General features: G+C 62.8%; 9 protein-coding genes. All 9 read left to right on the top strand.

Features of this window, described 5'->3' with window-relative positions:
- Positions 1-90: 90 nt before the first annotated feature.
- The 9 genes from JNM42_RS14430 to JNM42_RS14390 all read left to right on the top strand — a co-directional run bounded on the left by JNM42_RS14430 (position 91) and on the right by JNM42_RS14390 (position 20,515).
- Entirely contained in the window at positions 91-894 is an 804-nt protein-coding gene (locus tag JNM42_RS14430; protein WP_294271487.1) for an ankyrin repeat domain-containing protein, read from the top strand.
- 12 nt (positions 895-906) lie between these two features.
- Positions 907-1,692 (top strand): XrtB/PEP-CTERM-associated transcriptional regulator EpsA, encoded by a 786-nt coding sequence (epsA, locus tag JNM42_RS14425; RefSeq protein ID WP_294271485.1) that lies wholly within the window; start codon positions 907-909, stop codon positions 1,690-1,692.
- Between the two features lie 357 nt (positions 1,693-2,049).
- On the top strand, positions 2,050-2,856 hold the full coding sequence (locus JNM42_RS14420; protein ID WP_294271482.1) for a PEP-CTERM sorting domain-containing protein: 807 nt from the start codon (positions 2,050-2,052) through the stop codon (positions 2,854-2,856).
- Positions 2,857-2,925: 69 nt separating this feature from the next.
- The gene (locus JNM42_RS14415) at positions 2,926-4,431 is read left to right on the top strand and encodes a substrate-binding domain-containing protein (RefSeq protein WP_294271480.1); all 1,506 of its coding nucleotides are present in this window, start codon (positions 2,926-2,928) and stop codon (positions 4,429-4,431) included.
- A 271-nt stretch (positions 4,432-4,702) separates the two neighbouring features.
- Complete coding sequence (locus JNM42_RS14410; protein ID WP_294271477.1) at positions 4,703-6,277, top strand: POTRA domain-containing protein; 1,575 nt, start codon at positions 4,703-4,705, stop codon at positions 6,275-6,277.
- 206 nt (positions 6,278-6,483) lie between these two features.
- Positions 6,484-17,865: a filamentous hemagglutinin N-terminal domain-containing protein gene (locus JNM42_RS14405; protein ID WP_294271474.1), complete on the top strand. Its 11,382-nt coding sequence runs from the start codon at positions 6,484-6,486 to the stop codon at positions 17,863-17,865.
- An 80-nt stretch (positions 17,866-17,945) separates the two neighbouring features.
- On the top strand, positions 17,946-19,682 hold the full coding sequence (locus tag JNM42_RS14400) for a DUF2341 domain-containing protein (RefSeq protein WP_294271471.1): 1,737 nt from the start codon (positions 17,946-17,948) through the stop codon (positions 19,680-19,682).
- Positions 19,683-19,698: 16 nt separating this feature from the next.
- Positions 19,699-20,106 carry a biopolymer transporter ExbD gene (locus JNM42_RS14395; protein ID WP_294271466.1) on the top strand — a complete coding sequence of 136 codons (408 nt, stop codon included), beginning with the start codon at positions 19,699-19,701 and terminating at the stop codon, positions 20,104-20,106.
- A gap of 4 nt (positions 20,107-20,110) precedes the next feature.
- Positions 20,111-20,515 carry a biopolymer transporter ExbD gene (locus JNM42_RS14390; RefSeq protein WP_294271455.1) on the top strand — a complete coding sequence of 135 codons (405 nt, stop codon included), beginning with the start codon at positions 20,111-20,113 and terminating at the stop codon, positions 20,513-20,515.
- The last annotated feature ends 4 nt before the right edge of the window (positions 20,516-20,519 follow it).

The following is a 20,519-nucleotide window of genomic DNA, read 5'->3' as shown; positions in this document are numbered from 1 at the left end:
TTCAACCTGACATAATTCCGCAACAGCCCTGTAACCAAAAAAGTTTAGATTCCTGCTTTCAGTCGGCTCAATCCGCAACCCACCCTCCCGATGAACCTCAAAACCCTTTGCGCCCTGCTGCTGTTCAGCTCGGGCAGCAGCATAATACATTCGGCATATGCCTTTGAGGAGTCCCCGGCGTTGCCGGAGCGCTCAAGTCCCGGCGGCCAGGGTCGCCAGCGAGCCTTGCCCGAGCATTTCAAAGCCATTTCCGCACCGGCATGGGCCTTTGGCGTAGGCGTTACGCCTGACAGTTCCAGCGAACTGATCGCCGCCAGTCAGGTCGGTCAGATCGATATGGTCAAGGCCCTGCTGGCCGGCGGCGCGCTGCCCAACGCGGCCGATGATCTCGGACAACGCCCCTTGCTGGTGGCTGTCGCCGCCGGCCATGCCGAAATCGTCCGCCTGCTGCTGCAGTCTGGCGCCAGCCCCAATGTCAAAGGCCCGCAGGGGCGCACGCCGCTTGGGCTGGCCTCCGCCGCCGGCAATCCCGGCATCGTCCGTCTGCTGTTGCGCGCCGGCGCCGATGTTGACGCGCGCAGCGACAACCGGGCCACGGCGTTGCACGAAGCGGTGCGTTTCGATCACCCCGAGATCGTCCGCATCCTGATCGCTGCCGCACCGGACTCCGAACGCTATGACCGCGAAGGCCTGCATCCGCTCGCCCTGGCGGCGGCCCAGGGCCGTCTGGCCTGCCTGCAAGCCCTTCTCGATTCCGGCATCGCCCCCGATCTGCCTGACCGCACCGGTCTCACCGCGCTTTACTGGGCGCGCCGCTACAACCAGGATCTGGCAGAGAGTCTGCTCATCGCGCAAGGCGCCAGCCGCGAAGCCTGGCCGATCCCGGAAAGGTAATCAAAGCCGCCCATGGAAACGCCGGACACGCTGGTCACCCTGAGCACCGTTGAAATGGAACGGCTGCTGATCACCCTCGAATCGGCGCAGCAGGTACAGCGGCGCCATCAGTTTTTTCTGTGGTCGCAAGGCGCCTTGCAGAGCTTTCTGCCGCATGAGGTGCTGATTTTCGGGCATGGTGAATACGGCGGCCCCGGTTTCAGTTGCGAGGTGCTGGCGCGTGCCAACACCTGGCAGGATCAGGCGCTGCACAGGGAACTTGACAGCCTGGTCGAACTGATGGTCGATCACTGGCGGCACAAGGGTTCTTTTCCCCGGCTCTACCCGAACGCTGGTGAAGAGGATAGCGCCAGCGTCTGTGCCATCAGCCGGACACTGCGCCGCCTTGACCTTGGCCACGCGCTGGCGCATGGCGCCAAGGAGTTTCCCGGCGAAAGTTCCGGCTTCTTCGTCTTTCTGCGCATGCCAGTAGCGCCGGACGCTCGCCATGTCTACTTCGCCGACATGCTGATGCCCTATCTGCATACCAGCCTGCACCGCATGCTGGTCGCCGAGAAAAATTTCCCGGAGCGTCGCCGCAGCCACGGCATCAAGCTCAGCAGACGCGAAACCGAAGTCATCACCATGGTGCGCGACGGCAAAACCAACCAGCAGATCGCCGAGAACCTCGAACTCAGCCCGCATACCGTCAAGAACCACATCCAGCACATCCTGCGCAAGCTGAAGGTGGGCAACCGCGCCGAAGCCGTCGGCAAAGCCGTCAAAAGCCGTCTGATCGGCTACGAGGCGAATAGCTGAACCTCTTCCGGCGGGTTGTGGGGTGTTCACGTGGCAGATTGCCGTGGATAACCGGCATGATCGCCATGACGGGTGATTTTCTGATTAGCCGCTGGGCACAAAACATGAGTCGAACGGACTATTGGAATGGTCTGTTCGGCGGATAAAAAAAACACTTCAGTCCCATCACCCCGTCATCTCCCTTCCTTAAAGTGCCCTCACGACATGGCAGTGCCGGTTTGTTGTCGGGTGAGAAGGAAGACTTCCGAGGTTTTTGTGAGCGGACACCCGGATACAGTCAGCCGGACGGGCATGTCGGAACTTCGTCACCTACCTGCTTCGACGATCACTTACGCATTTCTTGAAAGGACTTATCCAATGAAATTTTCTCTCAAAACCCTCGCTGCGGCTGTCGCCATGGCTTCGGCTGCTGGCGGCGCCAGTGCCGCTATCGATAACGGTGCCGGCGGCAATGGCGAACTGTTTTTCAACATCTGGGACGCCAACGGCTCCTACAGCCGCGACCTTAACATTTCGATCGACAGCTTTGAGTCTCTCATTGCCGCTCCAGGTGATTTCCATCTGACCTTTAACGCTGACACCTTGCTGGGCAACTTTTTCACTGGCTCATCCGCAGCCGGCACTCGTACCGGTGCATTCAAGTTCAACCTTGTTGCCAACGACAACTCCGGCGCCCGTCGCTTGCTCAGCAGCTTTACTGAACCGGCGCCCCTGACGACAAATACAAGCACCACTATTCGCACAGGAACAAGTGCCACATCAACGCACATTGGGTTCATCAACAGTGCAATGGGCGCGAACGATTCAGTTGCAGTCAATAATTCCAGTAGTGCCTGGACTGGCAAGGCAGCCTTCAAGGATACCGTCGGTGGCGCCATCAATTTCAGCAACGCTGGTGGCGTAACCAACAACACTTTTGCCAGCGGTCTCAGCTTCATGCGTATCGACGCTGCCTCAACAGGCTCCTCGGCTTCGATCTACAACCAGTACCTCGACATCGGTGCCTTCGGCAACTCGGAAGTTCACGTCTACTTCGACGCCAACAAGGCCCTTCACATCCAGTCGATTGCTGTCGTTCCGGAACCCGAGTCCTACGCCATGCTGCTCGCCGGTCTCGGCATGCTCGGCTTCATGGCCCGTCGCCGTCTCAACAACCGCGTCTGAGCCTGTACCTGTATTTGCATAAGCCCCCGGATACTCCGGGGGGCTATTTAATCTGAAAAGGAAACCATCATGCACCTCAAGAAAATTGCAGCGCTCGTCGCTGTCGCCTGCGCCGGTCTCTCGGGGCAGGCCAGTGCCGCACTCAGTGATTCCGCTGCCAATACGGCGGTGATCTCTTCTGCCGTTACCGGCGGACGGGTCTTCTTCATCTCCGGCGCCTCGGCCACGCAAAAGGGCCTCGCCGGTATCGCCACCACGCTGTTCAGTTCCTCGTTCCGCCTGGCCAACACCTCTGCGTCATCGCGGGACTTCGAGGCCGTCGCCGGCACCATGCAGGTCGGCCCGTGGTCCGGCCAGACGGCGATCATCATCGATCGCGTCAAGGGCGGTTCGGTCTTCGGTGTCAATTCGGTTGCGCGCGACACCAACGGTGATGGCATTTCGCCGAACGAAGGCGAAGCGATCGAGAGTCTGTCGGTCAATACAACCGACTGTACTACGGGTAGCGGCACCGTTGCCGATCCCTACATCTGTCTGACGACCAACGGTGGCACGCGTCCGCACAGGATTCCCGATGCCGGCATCTCCGACGTCGCGCCGGACAAGTTTGTCAGCCCGGTCAACACCGAGGGCGAGACCGCCGCCCCCACGCTGAGTGAACAGGAACTCGCCGACCTCACCGTCCAACCGATTTACACGCTGGCCTTTGGTGTTCCGGTCACCAACAACGTCAACCCGAAGCTGACGCGCGCCACCGTTGCCGGCGTCATGACCGGCAACATCACCAACTGGAATGAGGTCGATCCGGCCGAGCCATCAGCCGACATCATCATCTGCCGCCGCGTCCAGGGTTCGGGCTCGCAGGCCGTCGATAACCTGTACTTCGGCAACTATCCGTGCAGCGCCAACCTGGTCAATGAGCCGGCCAATCGTGAGTCGACCACGGCCTGGAACAACGCTGCGAATACCTACACGATCAATGCCGCCAGCGGCTTCCAGGTCATCGAGAACTCGACTTCGGGCGACGTTCGCAACTGCCTGACCAACGCCGCCGCAGCGACGACTACCGACAAGTCCTACGCGACCAAGGACAGAGACGGAGCCCCAGTCACCGTGACCTTCAAAGCCAAAGCCGGAGGCCACAAGGCGATCGGCGTTCTGTCGATGGACAGCATCGCGTCGTCGAATGCCGCCACCGCACCGCTCGGCTGGTCCTTCCGCTCGCTTGGCGGCAAGGGCACGGTCTCGTGCACCGGCACCTGCCCGGCGACGACCGCACCGGTCGAGGCCGGCACCGGCATCTTCCCGAACGAGGCCAACCTCGCCGACGGGACGTGGGACTTGCAGGGCTGGGTGAGCTGGAACGTTCCGGCACGCACCGTCGCCGACGCAACCAAGCTCGGCGTCGCCGATGCCTTCCGTGATGCCGCGCAGGATCCGGCAGTGCTCAACGGCGTACCGGATACCAACTGGGTCGCGCTGGCGCTGCCGGCACCGTACAGCAGCTACTCGGGCGCTGGCGTGCAGAAAGTCCAGTACGTCCTTGGTAACCAGTGCGGTCCGCTGTATCGCTAGACGCAATACCCTGAACGCCTGCTGGTCGCGCTTCGGCGCGGTCGGCGGCCTCAACGCGGCGAGCGGGCAACCGTCTGCCGCGTTTTTTATACGCCGGCCTGATCAGCCGCCAGGGTCAGTTAACCCGTGTTTCTGACGATTGAAAGTCCTGAAACTCCGCATACCCTTTCTACCGGCCGGGCTATTCACGATAGTCCGTTCGGACTATTTTTCCTGCTCGTGGCGTACACGTTTTGTAACGCAAACTGCCGATAATCGACCGGTTATGCCAATGCTCAAATACCTCCTTGCCGCCGGTCTGCTGGTCACCGCCTCTCTGTCGGCTGTCGCGCAGGCCAACGCCGCTTTCGACGTGTTCGAATACACCGTCGAAGGCAATACCGTTCTCGCCGAGATCGAGATCGAGCGCGCCGTCTATCCGTGGCTGGGGCCGGGCAAGAGCGTCGAGGATGTAGAAAAGGCGCGCGCCGCGCTCGAAGCGGCGTATCAACAGAGTGGCTATCTTTCGGTCTCAGTAGCGCTGCCCGAGCAGTCAGTGGCCGATGGCGTCATCCGCCTGCAGGTCATCGAGGGCCAGATCGAGCGCCTCAAGGTCAGCGGCAACCGTTATACCTCGCGCAACGAACTGCGCGCCGAAGTGCCCGAACTGACACCGGGTAAAGTTCCGCATTTCCCGAGCATGCAGGCCGAACTGGCGCAGGCCGGCCGCTCGCCCGACCGCCGCGTGACGCCGCTGCTGCGCCCCGGCGCCCGCCCCGGAACCATGGAAGTGGAACTCGCCGTCGAGGACCAACTGCCGCTGCACGGCAACATCGAACTGAATAACCGGCAAAGCCCGGATACCTCGCCGCTGCGCCTGGAGGCCGGCATCCGCTACGCCAACCTGTTCCAGAAACAGCACACCATCGGCCTCAATTACGTGGTCTCGCCGCAGGAACCGAGCGAAGTCGGCGTGCTCGCCGGTTTTTACAACGCGCCGCTCAACGCGACGCAGTCGCTGTCGGCCTTTTTCCAGTATTCGAACAGCAACATCGTCTCGGCGCTGGGCAGCAATGTGCTGGGCAAGGGCAGCACCCTTGGCCTGCGCTTTTCGCAGACCCTGCCGTCACCGCCGGGCATCGCCAATTATTTCCATTCGCTTTCGATCGGGGTCGATTTCAAGGATCTGCAACAGACCCAGCGCGCGCTCGGCTCGGACCTCAAGCAAACGCCCCTGCTCTACATGCCTCTGGTGGCGCAGTACACCTTCAGCCACTTTGGCGACTACGGCGAGCTTGGCGGCAACGTCGGGCTGGCAGTCAATCTGGGTACGAAGTACCGGACGGTCGATTGCCAGGGGATCGAAATCGACCAGTTCGAGTGTGCGCGTTTCGGTGCGCGCCCCGGATTTTCCATCCTGCGCGGCGATCTGGCCTATTCAAAACGGCTGCTCGGCTGGGAAGCGCTGGCCAGACTGAATTTCCAGTTCAGTGGGCAGCCGCTGGTTTCGTCGGAGCAGTTTCTGGCCGGCGGCATGGATAGCGTGCGCGCCTACTACGAGGGCGAGGTGGCGGGAGATTACGGCTGGCGTCTGGGCGCCCAGGTCAATACGCCGAGCCTGCTCGAAGTGGGCGGTGCCGGTTTGCGCGCGCTGGGTTTTGTCGAGGGCGCGCAAGCCTGGCTGAACAGCCCGCTGCCCCGCCAGATCAGTGAATTCACGCTGGCCAGTGTCGGCGTCGGCCTGCTAATGAAAGACAGCACCGGCGGGCCGCTGCTTGCCGCCTATCTCGGTCGTGCGCTGAAGTCCGGACCGACGACCGAGCGCGGAGACTACCGCGTGAATTTCCGCCTCGGTTATGAATTCTGAGATGAGCGAGCAATGATCTACATTTCGGCGGTTTCGGGCTTGATTTTAAACCCCCCCAGCCCCCCTTGTCAGGGGGGAGCCCGGTGGCGCGGAGCGGTCTGCTCCTCACCTGAAAAGGGGAGGCCGGGAGGGGTTTCACAGCGGAATATTCCAGCAACGGAGCTGGAGCACTGCGCCACTCCCCTGAGTTCGAACAGAGAACACTCATGAACCGCAACTGCTATCGACTGGTCTTCAACCGTCAACGCAATGCCTGGCTTGCCGTCGCCGAGACGGTGCGCGGCAGCAGCAAGAGAAATGCCCGCCGTTCGTCAGCACCAGCCGCCGCCGTGGTGCTCGGGTTGGTCATGGCGCTGGCGGGTAGCGCGCTGGCCGGGCCGACGATACCGCCGGCCAATGCCCTGCCGGTGCCCTCAAGTGGTGCCCGGCCTTTCGTATTCGCCGGCAGCGTCAATGGCGGTCAGCCTTCGGTGACCGGCAGTGCGATGACGATCACGACGCCGAGCCGCGCCCTTGGCCTCAACTGGGCCAGCTTCAATATCGGCAGCGACGCCTCGCTGACTTTCAATCAGCCCGACGCCACGTCGCGCGTGTTGAACCGCATCTGGAGTGCGGACCCGAGCGTGATCATGGGGCGCCTGAATGCCAACGGCGAAGTCTATCTGATCAACCAGAACGGCATCCTGTTCGGCAACGGCGCGCAGGTGAATGTCGGCGGGCTGATCGCTTCTGCTTTGAATCTGTCCGACAGCATGGTCAGCCAGTTGCTCAACAGCGGCTTGCCCTCGGTCAAGGGCGATCGCCTCGAATTCGCCTGGGACGGCAGCGCCGCCGGGTTCAATGCCGGCTTCATTACGCTCGATACCGGGGCGAGGATCAGTACGCCGTCCGGCGGCCGAGTACTGCTGATCGCACCGAAGACTGTAGAGAACCTGGGCCTGATCGAGGGCGGCGGCGGTGCCGAAGCCATCCTCGGCGCCGGTGGCAAGGTAATCCTGACGGCGCCGGACGACCCCAACCTGCGCGGTCTCCTGGTCGAGACGAAATCCTTCACTGGCAAGGACAGCCTCGGCAACAATGTCAGCCTGGACGGCAGCGTAACTAATAAAGGAACGATTGACAGCGGCAGCGGCGGGGTGGTGACGCTGGCGGCACTGGCGGTCAACCAGAAGGGCATCGTCAACGCGTCCAAAGCAGTCAACCTCAACGGCACGACGATGCTGGTTTCCGGGTCGACCGAAACAAACCGCCTGACCGTCAACCAGCGTGGCGACAGGGCCGAGATCGACTGGGTCAGCGGTTTCAACGTCGGTGCCGGCAAGAGGGTCGAGTTCGTCCAGCCAGCGAGCGGTGCGGTGGTCTACAACCATGTTTACGATCCAGACCGGACGGCAGCCGACGGCTCGGTGCTAAATGTCGCCGGGCGCTCCAGTATCGACGGCACGCTCAAGGCCAACGGCCAGTTGCTGCTGATCAACGAAAAGGGCATAGACTTCGGCGCCGACGCGCGCGTGTCGGCAAGCAATTTCGTCGCCTCGGCGCTGGGCATCAACCCGGATGTGGCCGCCAGCGGCCTGCTGCTGCAGGACGGCGTCAGCGCCCGTGCCTTTTACCTGAACAAGACCCCCAGCGCCGACAGTCCGGTGGCACGACTGGCGGCGCTCGAAGCTTTCCGCCAGTCGACGGTCGAGGTCAAGGCTGGCGCCAGCATCGAAAGCGCCAGCAACGGTTACGTGATTCTGGCTGGCGGCAAGGTGAAGCAGGACGGAACGATCACTACCCCGCAGGGCCAGACACTGCTCGCCGCCGGCGCCGATCTGTACCTGAAGCCGGCTTATGCCCAGGCGGTGCGCGGTTTCAGCGCCGAAGTCAACCCGCTCTATGTGATCGGTGCCGATACAGCCGGCATCGTCAATCCCTGGATCGCGCTGTCGCGAGGGAGCGATGCCAATGCGGTGAGCAATAGCGGCCGCATCACGGCGGCTCTCGGCAACATCAGCCTGGCAGGTCACGAAATCACGCAGGCCGGAACGCTGCTCGCCAGCACTTCGGTAACGACCAACGGTTCGATCAACCTGCTCGCCCGCGACCAGGTGAACGACCGCGGAGCGGGCGCGCCGATCGCCATCAAAAGCCAGCGCAAACTGGACGGCAACGGCATCGCTGCCGTTCAGACCAACGAAACCTACAACAGCAGTGACAAGGCCAACGAGCCGGAATTTACCAGCGGCAAGGTCGGCGGTACACTGACCCTGGCCGCCGGCAGCTCGACAAAAGTTGTGCTCGACGGCAGCGACGGCAAGACCCTGGGCTCCGACCAGCCCTTTATTTCCTCATTGATCGATAGCGCAGCGAAACAGATCGTCGTGGCAGACGCGAGCGGCACGGCGGCCGGCGCCCTGGTCGAAGCGAAGGGCGGTCGCATCGGCTTGCGTTCCAGCGAGTCCTTCGATCCCTCCTTCTCGGCCTTCGCTGTCGATCCGGTGAGCGTCGATCAGGCGAGCAGCGCAATGGGCGGGGTAGGTATCTTTATCGGTACGGGCTCCCGCATCGATGCTTCGGGTGTCGTTGCGCAGAAGTCGGTTGCCGACCTGTTCATCAAGGTAGAACTGCGCGGCGACGAGTTTGCCGGCAACCCGGTGCAGCGCAACGGCACGCTGCGCGGCAAAACGGCCTGGGTCGATATTCGCGATGATGTCAAGATTGCCGATCTCTCGGGCTGGTTCGCCAGGGTCGGGCAAAGTCTCGAGGAAAAAGCCACGAGCGGCGGCAGCATCTCGCTGCGCAGTGCCGGCAGCGTCATCGTCAAGCCGGATGCCGAGCTCGATGTTTCTGGCGGCGGCATCGCCTATGCGGGCGGCAGGGTGACCGAGAGCCGTGTGCTTTCGGTTGGCGGCAAGGCATTTCGCCTCAACGATGCGCCGACGTCGGCCAAGTATTACGGCATGCGGGAGCGCAATAGAACTCTGGCTGACTACTACGAGGGGCGAAGCGCGGGGACGCTGGAATTGATTGCTCACAGTCTGGCCGTCGACGGAAAATTGCTTGCCAATACCACGCGTGGACCCAGGCAGCGCAACGTTGGCGGTTCGGCAAACATTCATTACGCGGTGCCACTGGGCGGCAAGCTGATCATTCGCGACGCCGGCCATCATTTTCCGGTAGCGGACCGCTATGCTGCCGATGAAGAAGAGAAAATGCGGGAGTATACCGAGGCCCAGATCGCTTTCGTCAAGGGTGCGGCCAATGCCTCGGCGGGTCTGCAGGTCGGGGATTCGGCGGGGCGCCGACTGGAACTGTCGCAGACCCTGGTCGATGCCGGTTTCTCTCGCTTTGACATCAGGAGCGACGGGCGCATCGACGTTGGCGCCGATGTAGCCCTGAAACTGGCGCCCGGCGGCGAGATTACTCTGGCAGGCCGCCAGGTATATGTCGCCGGCGATATCGGCGCCCCCAATGGCAAGATCAGCCTGACATCGAGGGACATGAGCACGGCTGCGGGTTTGTTCCCGACCGAGAGCGATGCGAAGTATTCGACGCTGGTCGTCGACCAGGGTGCTTTGCTGTCCACCGCCGGCCAGTGGGTTAACGACTACCTCGATCGCCAGGAAAGCAGCCGCAAGCCGAAGGCGATCAGCGGTGGCAGTATCAGCCTTGTCTCGGCCCATGACATCGATCTGCGCGCCGGTAGCCAGCTCAACGTTTCCGGAGGCGCGCTGGTCAATAGCAAAGGCAAGCTGGAGGCTGGCAATGCCGGAAGCATCGTCCTGACCAGTGGCGGCGTGGGCAAGAGCAGCGGTGCGGGCTACAATTTCCTGAGCGATGGAGATCGCCGTGATGCCAGCCTTTTCCTTGACGGCACGCTGGCGGCTTATGCCCTGGGCAGTGGCGGTACGCTCGAGCTCAACACCTCCGCGGTGCAGCTTGGCGACCGTTTTGTTGCTGACAGTCGGGATTGGTCGCGTAGCAAACGTCTGAGCGAAAACCAGGTGGGTGTGGCGCTGACCCCGGATTTCTTCAATGCCAGCGGTTTTTATGACTTCAAGCTCGTCGGGCGCGACGGCGTGACGGTGCAGGACGGAACGCGTATCGCCGCCCAGCCGCTAAACTGGTCGCTGGCGGGCTTGCCGGGTTATCGGCGCAAGTCGAGCGGCAGCGATCTGGGCAGTTTCGCCGCTTCGCTCGTTCTGCATCCTGACCTGCGCAGTTCGGCGACCGATCTGACGCTGGCGACGCGCAGCCTGAATTTTGGCGATCTGCTCGTCGGCGACGACGCCTATCTCGAGGTGGCGCCTAAAGGCAGCATCAATCTTGAGTCGCGCGGCCAGTTGAGCGTTCTCGGCACACTCGAAGCGCCTGCCGGCAACATCAAACTGAGCCGTCCGGCCAACCGCACCAGCGATCCCTACAACGTTGAACTGATCGCCTACTCGGAGGCCAAGCAATCCGAATCGATTTACCTCGGTGCGGACAGCCGTCTGCTGGCCGCCGGTACCAGCGTGCTCGGCGCGCCAACTCGACTGGCGCTCGAGGCGGGGGTGTCGGCCGACGCGTTACGTGCACTGCGCCGCTACAAGGGGGAAATATTGCCCGGCGGCACAGTCGATATCGATGCCGGGCTGGGTTACCTGATCGCCCGCAGCGGATCGCTGATCGACGTCCAGGGCGCTAGCGGAACGCTGAACAGCGCAACCTCCCTGACCAGGGGCATCAGCTACCTGGAGCAAACCCTGGGCAGCGCCGGCGGTAGCATCAGTCTTGCCGCACGCGACGGACTGTTCCTTGATGGCAGTTACCGTGCTGCCGGCGGCCGCAATGCCCTTGGCGGTACCTTCTCGCTGCGCCATGCCGACGCACAAGGCAAGTCCGATCCCTGGGATGCAACACCGCCAGCGCAAACCCCGGTTTCTCCTGAGGTGGTTGCCGTTCTCGGCAAACGCGAACTGGCGCTTTACCAATCAGGCGGCCTGCATAACGCTTTGTGGCCGTCGGCAATCGCAACTTCCGACTATCTTGCCGGCAGTGCGACGCTCGATCCGGTGCAATTCAACGGCAAGGCTGCACTTGACCTGGCACTGCTGCAGTCGGCCGGCTTCGGTTCGTGGTATCTCGCCAGCCAGGACGCGATGCGCTTTTCGGGCAGCATTGCGGCGACGGTGAATAACCAGTTGCGGCTCGACGCGCCCCGCCTGTCCGCAAGTAACGACGCCAGTCGCCTCGCACTTAAAGCGACCGCCGTGCAGATCGGCACTTACACCAGCAGTGGCACACCTGCTGTCGCAACAATTGGCAACGCGCAGGCGAGCATCGAAGCCCTGGATATCGGCCTGGTCGGCGCCTTCACCTGGGACGGATTCGGCAGCACTCGCCTGGTCAGCCACGGCGAGATCCATTTTGACAGCGTCAATCAGTCTGCACCACTGCGCAGTGGCGCTCGTCTCTTCGCCGGCCAGATCAACACGACGGGCAATCTCGAGTTGTCTGCCGCCCGCCTGAGCCCGTCGACGTACAGCGACTTCCGCGTCGACCTGCTGTCCGACCCAGCAGGTCGCATCGCCATCACCCGGCCTGCCGGTGCGAGTGCCGATGTTTCTCTTTCGCCAGCCGGGCGTCTGGAGTTTGCGGCCGCCAGTATCGATCACCAGGGGACGGTGACGGCGCCTCTCGGCGAAATCGTATTCAATGCGCCCGCTGGCTCGGTGACGCTCGGTGCCAGCAGCCTGACCTCGGTTGCTGCAGATCGAGATCTGCTGCTCGGCAACACCATCGAGTCCGGCAGCAAATGGAATTATCAGGGGGTGAGCTGGCAGCCCAACGGCAGTATCCCCGTCGCCGGATCAAGTCAGGACAACATACGTGCGCCAGGGAAATCCATTCGCATCGATGCCGCGCAAAGCACGATTGCCAGCGGCGCCAGGCTCGACCTCTCCGCCGGCGGCGATGCCGTGGCCTGGGAATTCACCGCCGGGCCGGGCGGCAAAACGGATATTCTGCGGGGGTCGCCCACCGAGTTTGCCATCGTGCCGAACTGGAACGGCTTCTCGGCAACCGACAGCCAGTTGCAGCAATTCTACAATGTCAGTGCCACCGGAAGTTCATCCGGTTCCACCTATTCGCAGGTGCCTTCGTTGAAGGCCGGCGACCGCATCGCCCTGGCGACCAACCCGGCCGGCATCAGCGGACCGTACGTCCTGCTACCAGCACGCTACGCCCTGTTGCCCGGCGCCTACCTGGTGACGGTCAAGACGACCAGCGACGATGTACTGCGCGCTACGAAGACACAGGCCGACGGATCCTGGCTGGTTGCCGGCACACGTCTTGCCGTCAATGCCGATGGCAGCGCAACACCCTATTCCCAGCGCGCTTTGACACTGGAACTGGCGAGCAGTAGCGTGACGGCCAAACGTGCCAGGTACCTCACCACCACCGCCAGTGAATTTTTCTATGACCAGGCCGGCGCCAGGCTGCCGGGCGATGCCGGACAACTGACGGTCATTGGCCGCAGCAGCCTGGCTTTCGATCCGTCCATCGTAGCCATGCGCCAGGCTGAAATCAGCGCCGCCGACGGCCGCAAGCGCGCCGGGCAGGGCCTTGAAGTCGACCTCGCCGCACCCAGACTGCTGATTACGGATGCCGGCACTGCGCCTGATGCGTCATGGTCATTAATCGATCAGAACAAACTGAATGCCCTCGGTGCGGCCAGCCTGCTGCTCGGCGGCGTGCGCACCATTGACGGTGCCACGACCCGCATCGAGACCATCGCCAGTCAGGTGCACGTGCACAACAACGGTGTCGCCAATGCGCAACAGGCACTGCGCGGGCCGGAATTGATGCTGTCCGCGACCAATGAAGTAAAGCTTGCTGCGGGTAGCCGTATCGAGGCCAGTGGCGATGCCATTGAGCGCAGCGTAACGCTTGATGGTGATGGCGCTTTCCTGCGCGCCGCTGCCGGCAACCAGGCCATGGTGACCCGCGCAGGTACCGTGAGCAGGACCCAGGGCAATCTGCTGCTGACCAGTGGTGCATCCGTCGCCGGCCGCTCGCTGGTTTTCGACGCGACGAACAGCACTATTCTTTCCGGAACCGTGGCCCTCGGTACCCTGCAGGCCGATTCCAGCCGCAGCGGTGGCTATCTCGCTCTCGGCGCCGGGCGCATCAATATTGTCGGCGACTCGACCATACCCGCCGACGGCCTCAGCCTCGACAGCACCGCTCTGGTCCGGTTCGCGCTGGCCGATCAGTTGCGCCTGACCAGTTATACCACGCTTGACCTCTATGGCAATGCATTGCTGGGTACGGCTGAGCTCAAGGAACTGGTGATCGGCGCGGCGGGCATTGCCGGCCACGGGAGTGGTACAGCAAAAATCGCAGCGCAGAACGTCGTCTTCGATAACCCGAATCCAGGCGCGTCGATCTTTAGCGCAGGCGCTCCGCTGGGCAGCGGCGCGCTGCAGGTCGTGGCGGAAACCATCCGTTTCGGCAGCAACGCCACGGCGCCAATGCGTGGCGCCGAAACCAGCGGCTTTGACCTGCGCGGTTTTGCTGCGGTTAATCTGGCCGCTGCCGGTGACCTGCTTTTCTCAGGCCGCGGCGTCTCTGCCGTCAACAACATTGGCGGCAGCGGCGCAGCCGCCGCGCTGGCTGTCTCGGCCGCACGCATCGCCACGATCGACACCGCCGACCACCTGCTGGTGGCCAGCGGCAATGCCAGCGTCACCGCCAGTGGCCGCAGCAGCACTGAGCCCACGGGTCTTGGCGGTGTGCTGGAATTACGGGCCAGAGCCATCGACGTTTCGGGCCGCATCGAAACCCCGGCGGGCAAACTCACGCTGGCCGCCGCCGGCACTGCGGCTGCCGACAACGTGAGCATTCAAAATGGGGCTGTGCTTGCTGCTGACGGAGTCAAAGTGGCGTTCGCCGACACTGCCGCCTATGCGCCGGGCGGGCAGATCGTACTGCGCGCCGCCAGGGGTAATGTCGATGTACGGAACGGCGCCGTGGTTTCGGTTTCTGCTGCGCCGGAAGGCGGCGATGCCGGCCGGCTCAGGCTCGAAGCGAAGGACGGAACGGTCTCGGCGGCTGCCGGTTCGCTGCGGGCGTCCGCCAATAGCGCGGACAGCGCAACGCGGGGGGGGGAATTGACGGTCGATGCCAATGCCGTGGCTCTCGATACGCTCACCGCCGCGGTAGAGCAAACCACGGCGGACGGCCCGGTGACGCACTTCACCGGCGCCTGGGATGTTCGTCGTCGCAACGGCGATTTGAACTTGTCGCGGAGCATCAAGTCCGCCGACGTGACGATTGCCGCCGACAATGGCAGCGTAAGCGTGGGAGCCAGCGGCAAGATCGACGCCTCCGGCGCCAAGGGCGGGAACATCCAGCTTTTCTCACGCAACGGCGATGTCCATCTGGCAGGCCAATTGCTGGCCAGGGCGACGGACAGGATCGACAACGCGTCGAACGCCGGTACGCGCGGTCAGGGCGGTTCGGTTCTGCTCGCCGCCGACGGTAGCGGCAAGGTGTTCACCGCAACCGGCAGCGGCATCGACGTCGGCGTTGCGGATGGCAGCCTGGCGAGCGGCGGCAAGGTGAACTTGCGCGCCGGCGCATCGGCCTCAATCGTCAACGCTGCGGATCTCAATGTCCAACTGGCCGGTACGATCAATGGTGCCAGTGATGTCGGTGCGGAGATTGTCAGCAAATATATCGGAAGCTCGTTGATCGCAGGTACCACCAGCGGCACGACGCTCGGCCTGACATCGATCAGGTCCGCGCTGAACAGCCTGTACTCGGCAGGCAACATGGCCACCCTGCGCGGCCATCTGGGTTTCGGCTCACCGCTCTACCACGTTCGCGCCGGCGTCGACATCGGCAGCGCGACGACGGCCGATTTCAACCTCGGCGCCAGCGCCGCCGATCTCGACTTCAGCAGCCTGCGCTTTGCCGGTGAGGCCGGGGTACTGACCGTTCGTGCACAGGGCAATCTGAACATCAATGGCACGCTCAGCGACGGCTTCGCCAATGCCACGCGCGACGCTGCGCTGACCACCAGCGGCCCGTCCTGGTCCTATCGCCTGGTGGCGGGCGCCGATCCCGCCGCTGCCTCACCGCTGGCAACGAAAGCGACAGCTCCAACGGGCAGCATTGTGCTGGCGACCAACAAACTGGTACGTACCGGCACGGGCACCATCGATCTGGCCGCGCGCCGCGATATCAAACTGCTGGACCGCGCTGCGATATACACCGCCGGCGTCGCCGCCAGCACCCACCCAACGGGTTTTACACCCTCCACCGCGACCACGGCCGGCACCCTTGCGCTGTTTCCGGACGGCGGCGGCGACCTTAGCCTGACAGCGGGCGAACGTATCGTGATGACCAAAGCCACGACGGCAGTCGCCGCGGAAACCGCACCTGATCCGCGCCACATCAACCAATGGCTGCTGCGCACCGACCCGACTTCCGATCTGCAATGGTGGCCGCGCATCCCATCCTTCCAGCAGGGAGTCGCCGCCTTCGGTGGCGGTGATATCGCGCTTGCGGCCGGCACCGAGATCAGGAACTTCACGACGGTCATCCCCAGCAACGCTCGTGTGCCGACCATCGGCGGCGAGCGCCAGCCCGACCTCGCGGTAGTGCAGGGCGGCGGCGATCTGACAGTCGGTGCTGACGGGATGGTGACCGGCGGCCTGTTCTATGCCGAAACCGGCCGCCTGCGGATCGATGCCGCCGCGCTGGCATCGAACGTCAACATTGCGTTGGGCAACACGTCGGCGCGGGTGGTTGCGGCTGGCAATGTGGCGCTGGGCGGCATTTTCAATCCCATGTGGGCGCCACAGCGAGCCGTCGCCAGTTCCGGCAGCTTTGCAAGCGGGAAAAACACGCTCCTTGGCATGCGTATTGGCACTTACGGGCCGGAGTCCTCGTTCAATGTCGTATCGGTGGCGGGAAACCTTGCGCTCAACGGCGGTAACACCGTCCTTAACGTCACGGATAAAACCCATTCCCTGGCGCCATCACAGTTCAAGGCGGTCGCCTTAAACGGGAACATCACGGGCGGCGTTATCCAGGCACCGGGCGCGAAGGGCCAGCTCGACCTGTTGGCGGCTGGTTCGATCAACTTCAACAACCAGGTCGCCAAGCAACTCGACGTTCCCGCCGCCGCGCTGCCCAGCGTGCGCAATCCGATCGAGGCGCTGAATTTCGACCTGGCGGGGGTCCTGGACTTCACCGGCGGCACACCGATCGAAAAACACAGTTCAACTGGTTGGCATGCCGACGACAGCGAACCCAGCCGACTTGTCGCACTGCGCGGCGACATCAGCGGCGATCCCTCTGCCAGGTTGAGCTTCGCCGATTTCAACGAAGCGGTGCGCATCGAAGCCAGGGGCACTATTTCCAACCTGAGAGTAGTCGCGCAGCATAACCACAGCAAAGACGTCAGCGTGGTGGCGGCAGGTGGTGGCATCAGCTACAAGGTCGATGGAGGCTCGTTGCCGCCTCCGGCCATCGAACTCAGCGGTCCCGGTCGCCTCGAGGTCAGCGCCGGCGGCAGCATCGAACTCAGCGACACCACGGGCATCGTCACGCGTGGCAACCTGAACAACCCGTATCTCCCCGAAAGCGGCGCCAGCATTTTTGCCCTGGCTGGAGGTACGCCGGATTACAGCGCATTCCGCGATTACCTTAAGGTTGGCAGCGAAGTCAGCGAAGCGGATCTGCGCCAGCGCTTTTACGTCTTGTTGCGCGATTTTGGCCGCGCGGCCGAAGCGGGGGGCGGTGAGGCCAGCTACGAGAAAGGCCGGGTTGCGATCCGCGCCCTGTTCCCGCAAAAGAACATCAATGGCGGTGACATCAACCTGTTTGCCAGCCAGATCAAGACCGAACAGGGTGGCGGCATTGACTTGCTGGCCCCCGGCGGCAGCGTCGTGGTCGGTGTTGCCGATCCTTCCATCAAGAAGCGATCTGCGTTACAGGGCTTGTTCACCTTGCGCGACGGCGACATCCGAGCTTACGTGAAGAACAACTTCCTGGTGAACCAGTCGCGGGTGTTCACACTGGACGGCGGCAACATCCTGGTCTGGGCCGATACCGGCAGCATTGATGCCGGTAGCGGGGCAAAGACCGTCAGCTCGACGCCGCCGCCGGCATTGGTCATCCGCAACGGACAGATCGTCCTCGATACGTCCAACTCGGTTTCCGGATCCGGCATCGGCGCTCTGGCCTCGCGTGACGATACGCCGGCCAGCGACATAGACCTGTTCGCACCGAAAGGCGCCATCGATGCCGGCGATGCCGGGCTGCGCAGTACCGGCAACATCACCCTGGGCGCACAAACGATCCTCAACGCCAGCAATATCCAGGCCGCCGGTACCGTCAGCGGTGCCCCGGCGCCTGCGGCCAGCGCGGTGCCGGTCGCCATTCCCGCTTCACCGGCAACTACCGAAAAGGGCGATGCGCAGGCGGCCAGTGCGCTGGCCAGTAATCGTGAGTCGCCACTGGGTATTCTCACCGTTGAAGTGCTTGAGAGCGGCGAGGCCGCCGCAGAGCCCGCATCGGAGAAAGACGAGGAGAAGAAAAAGAAGCGCTGATTCCTTGTTCTGGCGGCATCGGTTTAGCACGCCTGTAACAAAAGAATTCGATAATCGATCAACCCAACAACAATCTGGACATGATGAGAAACCTTGCACACCGGATGCTTGCGCTGGCAAGCCTGCTGGCCCTGGCCGCCCACGCGGCGGATGGCTTCAATGCCGATGACTGGAAGCACAAGCAGAAAACGCTGATCGATACCACCGCCGAGGGCGTTGAACTCAAGCAGGGTGCCAGCCAGTTGCCGCTCGCGCTGCGCCTGCACACCGGTAACTTTCCCTTTGCCGAGGCGAAGCCTGATGGAAGCGATCTGCGCGTGACGGCCGCAGACGGCAAGACGCCCTTGCGTTTCCATATCGAAAAATACGATTCGGCAAACGAGCTGGGCGTGGTCTGGGTGCAACAACCCAAACTGTCGCCTGCGGCGAAGACCGATGCGCTCAACCTGCTGTGGGGTAATGAAAAGGCGAGCGCAGCCAGCGATGCCAGGGGCAGCTACGATACGCCGCAGAACCTGGTGCTGCATTTCTCCGAAAATGGCCCGCTGCGCGATTCGACAGGCAACGGCAACCACCCGCGCGAGATCAGTGTGAAGGTCGTGCCCGGGCCGCTGGGCGACGCGGCCAGCCTCGATGGCAGCACGGTGCTGACCATACCGGCCTCGTCCTCCTTGAAGCTGGTTGCCGCCAACGGGCTGACCTTTACTGCCTGGATCAAGCCGGCGGTCAATTTGAGCGCGACGTTGTTTCAGCAAAGCGAAAAAGGCCAGGGGCTGGCGCTGGCGCTCAAGGGCGGCAAGCTGGTGGCCGTGGTTAACGGCAAGGAAATTGCCTCGAAGGCTAGCGTGCTGGCCGACATCTGGCAGCATGTGGCTCTGACCGTCATCGGTGGCAAGCTGACCTTCTATCATGAAGGTGCCGAGGCCGGTACGGCCGAGGTAGCGATTGCCGACAGCGGCGGCGACATCGCGATCGGCGCTGGTTTTCGCGGCGAACTCGATGAAGTGACGCTCGCCGCAGCGGCACGTTCGGCTGACTATATCAAAGCGCTGCATGGCAGTCAGCAGCCGGATAGCCCGATGTTCTCCGCCGAGGAAGAATCGGCTGGTGAGAGTGCGTCGTATATCGGCATCCTGCTTGGTGCGCTAACGGTCGACGGCTGGGTTGTTATTGCCATCCTGGCCGTCATGGGTGTCGTCAGTGTTGCCGTGATGATCGGCAAGACGCTGTTTCTCGGACGCGCCAACAAGGCCAACGATACCTTCATCAACCATTTCCGCGACAACTCGCGCAAGCTGCTGCGACCGGATTCGCTGGACACCAAGGCGATAACTGCTGACGCTGCATTGCGTCATTCGACCATTTTCCGTCTCTACAGGATCGGTATCGAGGAGATGCGACACCGTTTTGAGGCGCAAAGCGCAAGCGGGAAGGAGAACAGCCTGTCGGGGGCGGCGCTAAATGCTATCCGGGCGTCCATGGACGCGGCGATGGTGCGTGAAAATCAGCGCCTGAACAGTCAGATCGTTCTGCTGACAATTGCCATCTCGGGCGGCCCCTTCCTTGGTCTGCTCGGCACGGTGGTCGGCGTGATGATCACCTTCGCAGCGATCGCCGCCGCCGGCGACGTCAATGTGAATTCGATCGCACCGGGAATCGCAGCGGCGCTGGTGGCCACCGTAGCGGGCCTGGCGGTGGCGATTCCGGCGTTGTTTGGATACAACTGGCTGGCGATCCAGATCAAGAACGTTTCTGCCGACACACAGGTGTTCGCCGATCAGTTTCTGACCGAAGCGGCCGAGCTGTACTCGACCTGATGCAGAAGCGCTGACCATGCACGTTCAGCAAGACAACCAGCCCTATGACGAGATCAATGTCACGCCGATGCTCGACCTCGCCTACGTATTGCTGGTCATCTTCATCATCATGACCACGGCTTCGGTGCAGGGGGTCAAGGTCGACCTGCCGAAAACCCAGGCCACCGCCAGCCTGGCAAAGCCCGGGACCAAGGCGGTAACCATCAACCAGCGCGGCGACGTGTTTCTCGACGCCTATCCGGTGACCATGGAGCAACTCGACCTTCGTCTGGCACAGTACCGCTCGGCAAACCCGGCGCTGTCGATCGTCATCAAGGGCGATGCGCATGTCCAGTACGCCAGGGTCATGGAGGTGATGGAGTTGCTCAAACGCAACGAAATTACCAGCCTCGGTCTGGCCACGACGCGCGCCGCGCCGAGGTAAGACCATGCAGGTTCAGGCCGAAACCAAACCCTACGACAGTATCAATGTGACGCCGATGCTCGATCTTGCCTACGTGCTGCTGGTTATCTTCATCCTGATGACTACGGCATCGGTGCAGGGGCTGTCGATCAACCTGCCGAAGCCGTCGACCAAGCCGAGCACCGAAAAGCACGAGATCAGGATCATCCAGATCCGGCCGGACGGCTCATTGCACCTGAATGGCGTTGGCGTCAGCGTGCGCGAACTCGAGGTACAGCTCAAGGCCACACTGGCGCGCGACCCGCAGGCCTCGGTCGTGCTCAAGGGCGATCCGGCCGTCAATTTCGCGCGGGTGGTTGAAGTACTCGACCTCACCGGTGCCATGGGCATCGGTTCGGTGGGTCTGATCACGTCGAAAATTGGAAACTAGGCGC

It is taken from the genome of Propionivibrio sp., from assembly GCF_016790145.1.
Lineage (GTDB): Bacteria > Pseudomonadota > Gammaproteobacteria > Burkholderiales > Rhodocyclaceae > Propionivibrio.
Note: the sequence above shows the minus strand (reverse complement) of the source record. Positions and strands in the feature narration are given on the sequence as shown.

Excerpts from the sequence above, each read along its gene's own strand:
- JNM42_RS14430 (WP_294271487.1), top strand. The coding sequence starts at position 91 with ATGAACCTCAAAACCCTTTGCGCCCTGCTGCTGTTCAGCTCGGGCAGC.
- epsA (WP_294271485.1), top strand. The coding sequence starts at position 907 with ATGGAAACGCCGGACACGCTGGTCACCCTGAGCACCGTTGAAATGGAA.
- JNM42_RS14420 (WP_294271482.1), top strand. The coding sequence starts at position 2,050 with ATGAAATTTTCTCTCAAAACCCTCGCTGCGGCTGTCGCCATGGCTTCG.
- JNM42_RS14415 (WP_294271480.1), top strand. The coding sequence starts at position 2,926 with ATGCACCTCAAGAAAATTGCAGCGCTCGTCGCTGTCGCCTGCGCCGGT.
- JNM42_RS14410 (WP_294271477.1), top strand. The coding sequence starts at position 4,703 with ATGCTCAAATACCTCCTTGCCGCCGGTCTGCTGGTCACCGCCTCTCTG.
- JNM42_RS14405 (WP_294271474.1), top strand. The coding sequence starts at position 6,484 with ATGAACCGCAACTGCTATCGACTGGTCTTCAACCGTCAACGCAATGCC.
- JNM42_RS14400 (WP_294271471.1), top strand. The coding sequence starts at position 17,946 with ATGATGAGAAACCTTGCACACCGGATGCTTGCGCTGGCAAGCCTGCTG.
- JNM42_RS14395 (WP_294271466.1), top strand. The coding sequence starts at position 19,699 with ATGCACGTTCAGCAAGACAACCAGCCCTATGACGAGATCAATGTCACG.
- JNM42_RS14390 (WP_294271455.1), top strand. The coding sequence starts at position 20,111 with ATGCAGGTTCAGGCCGAAACCAAACCCTACGACAGTATCAATGTGACG.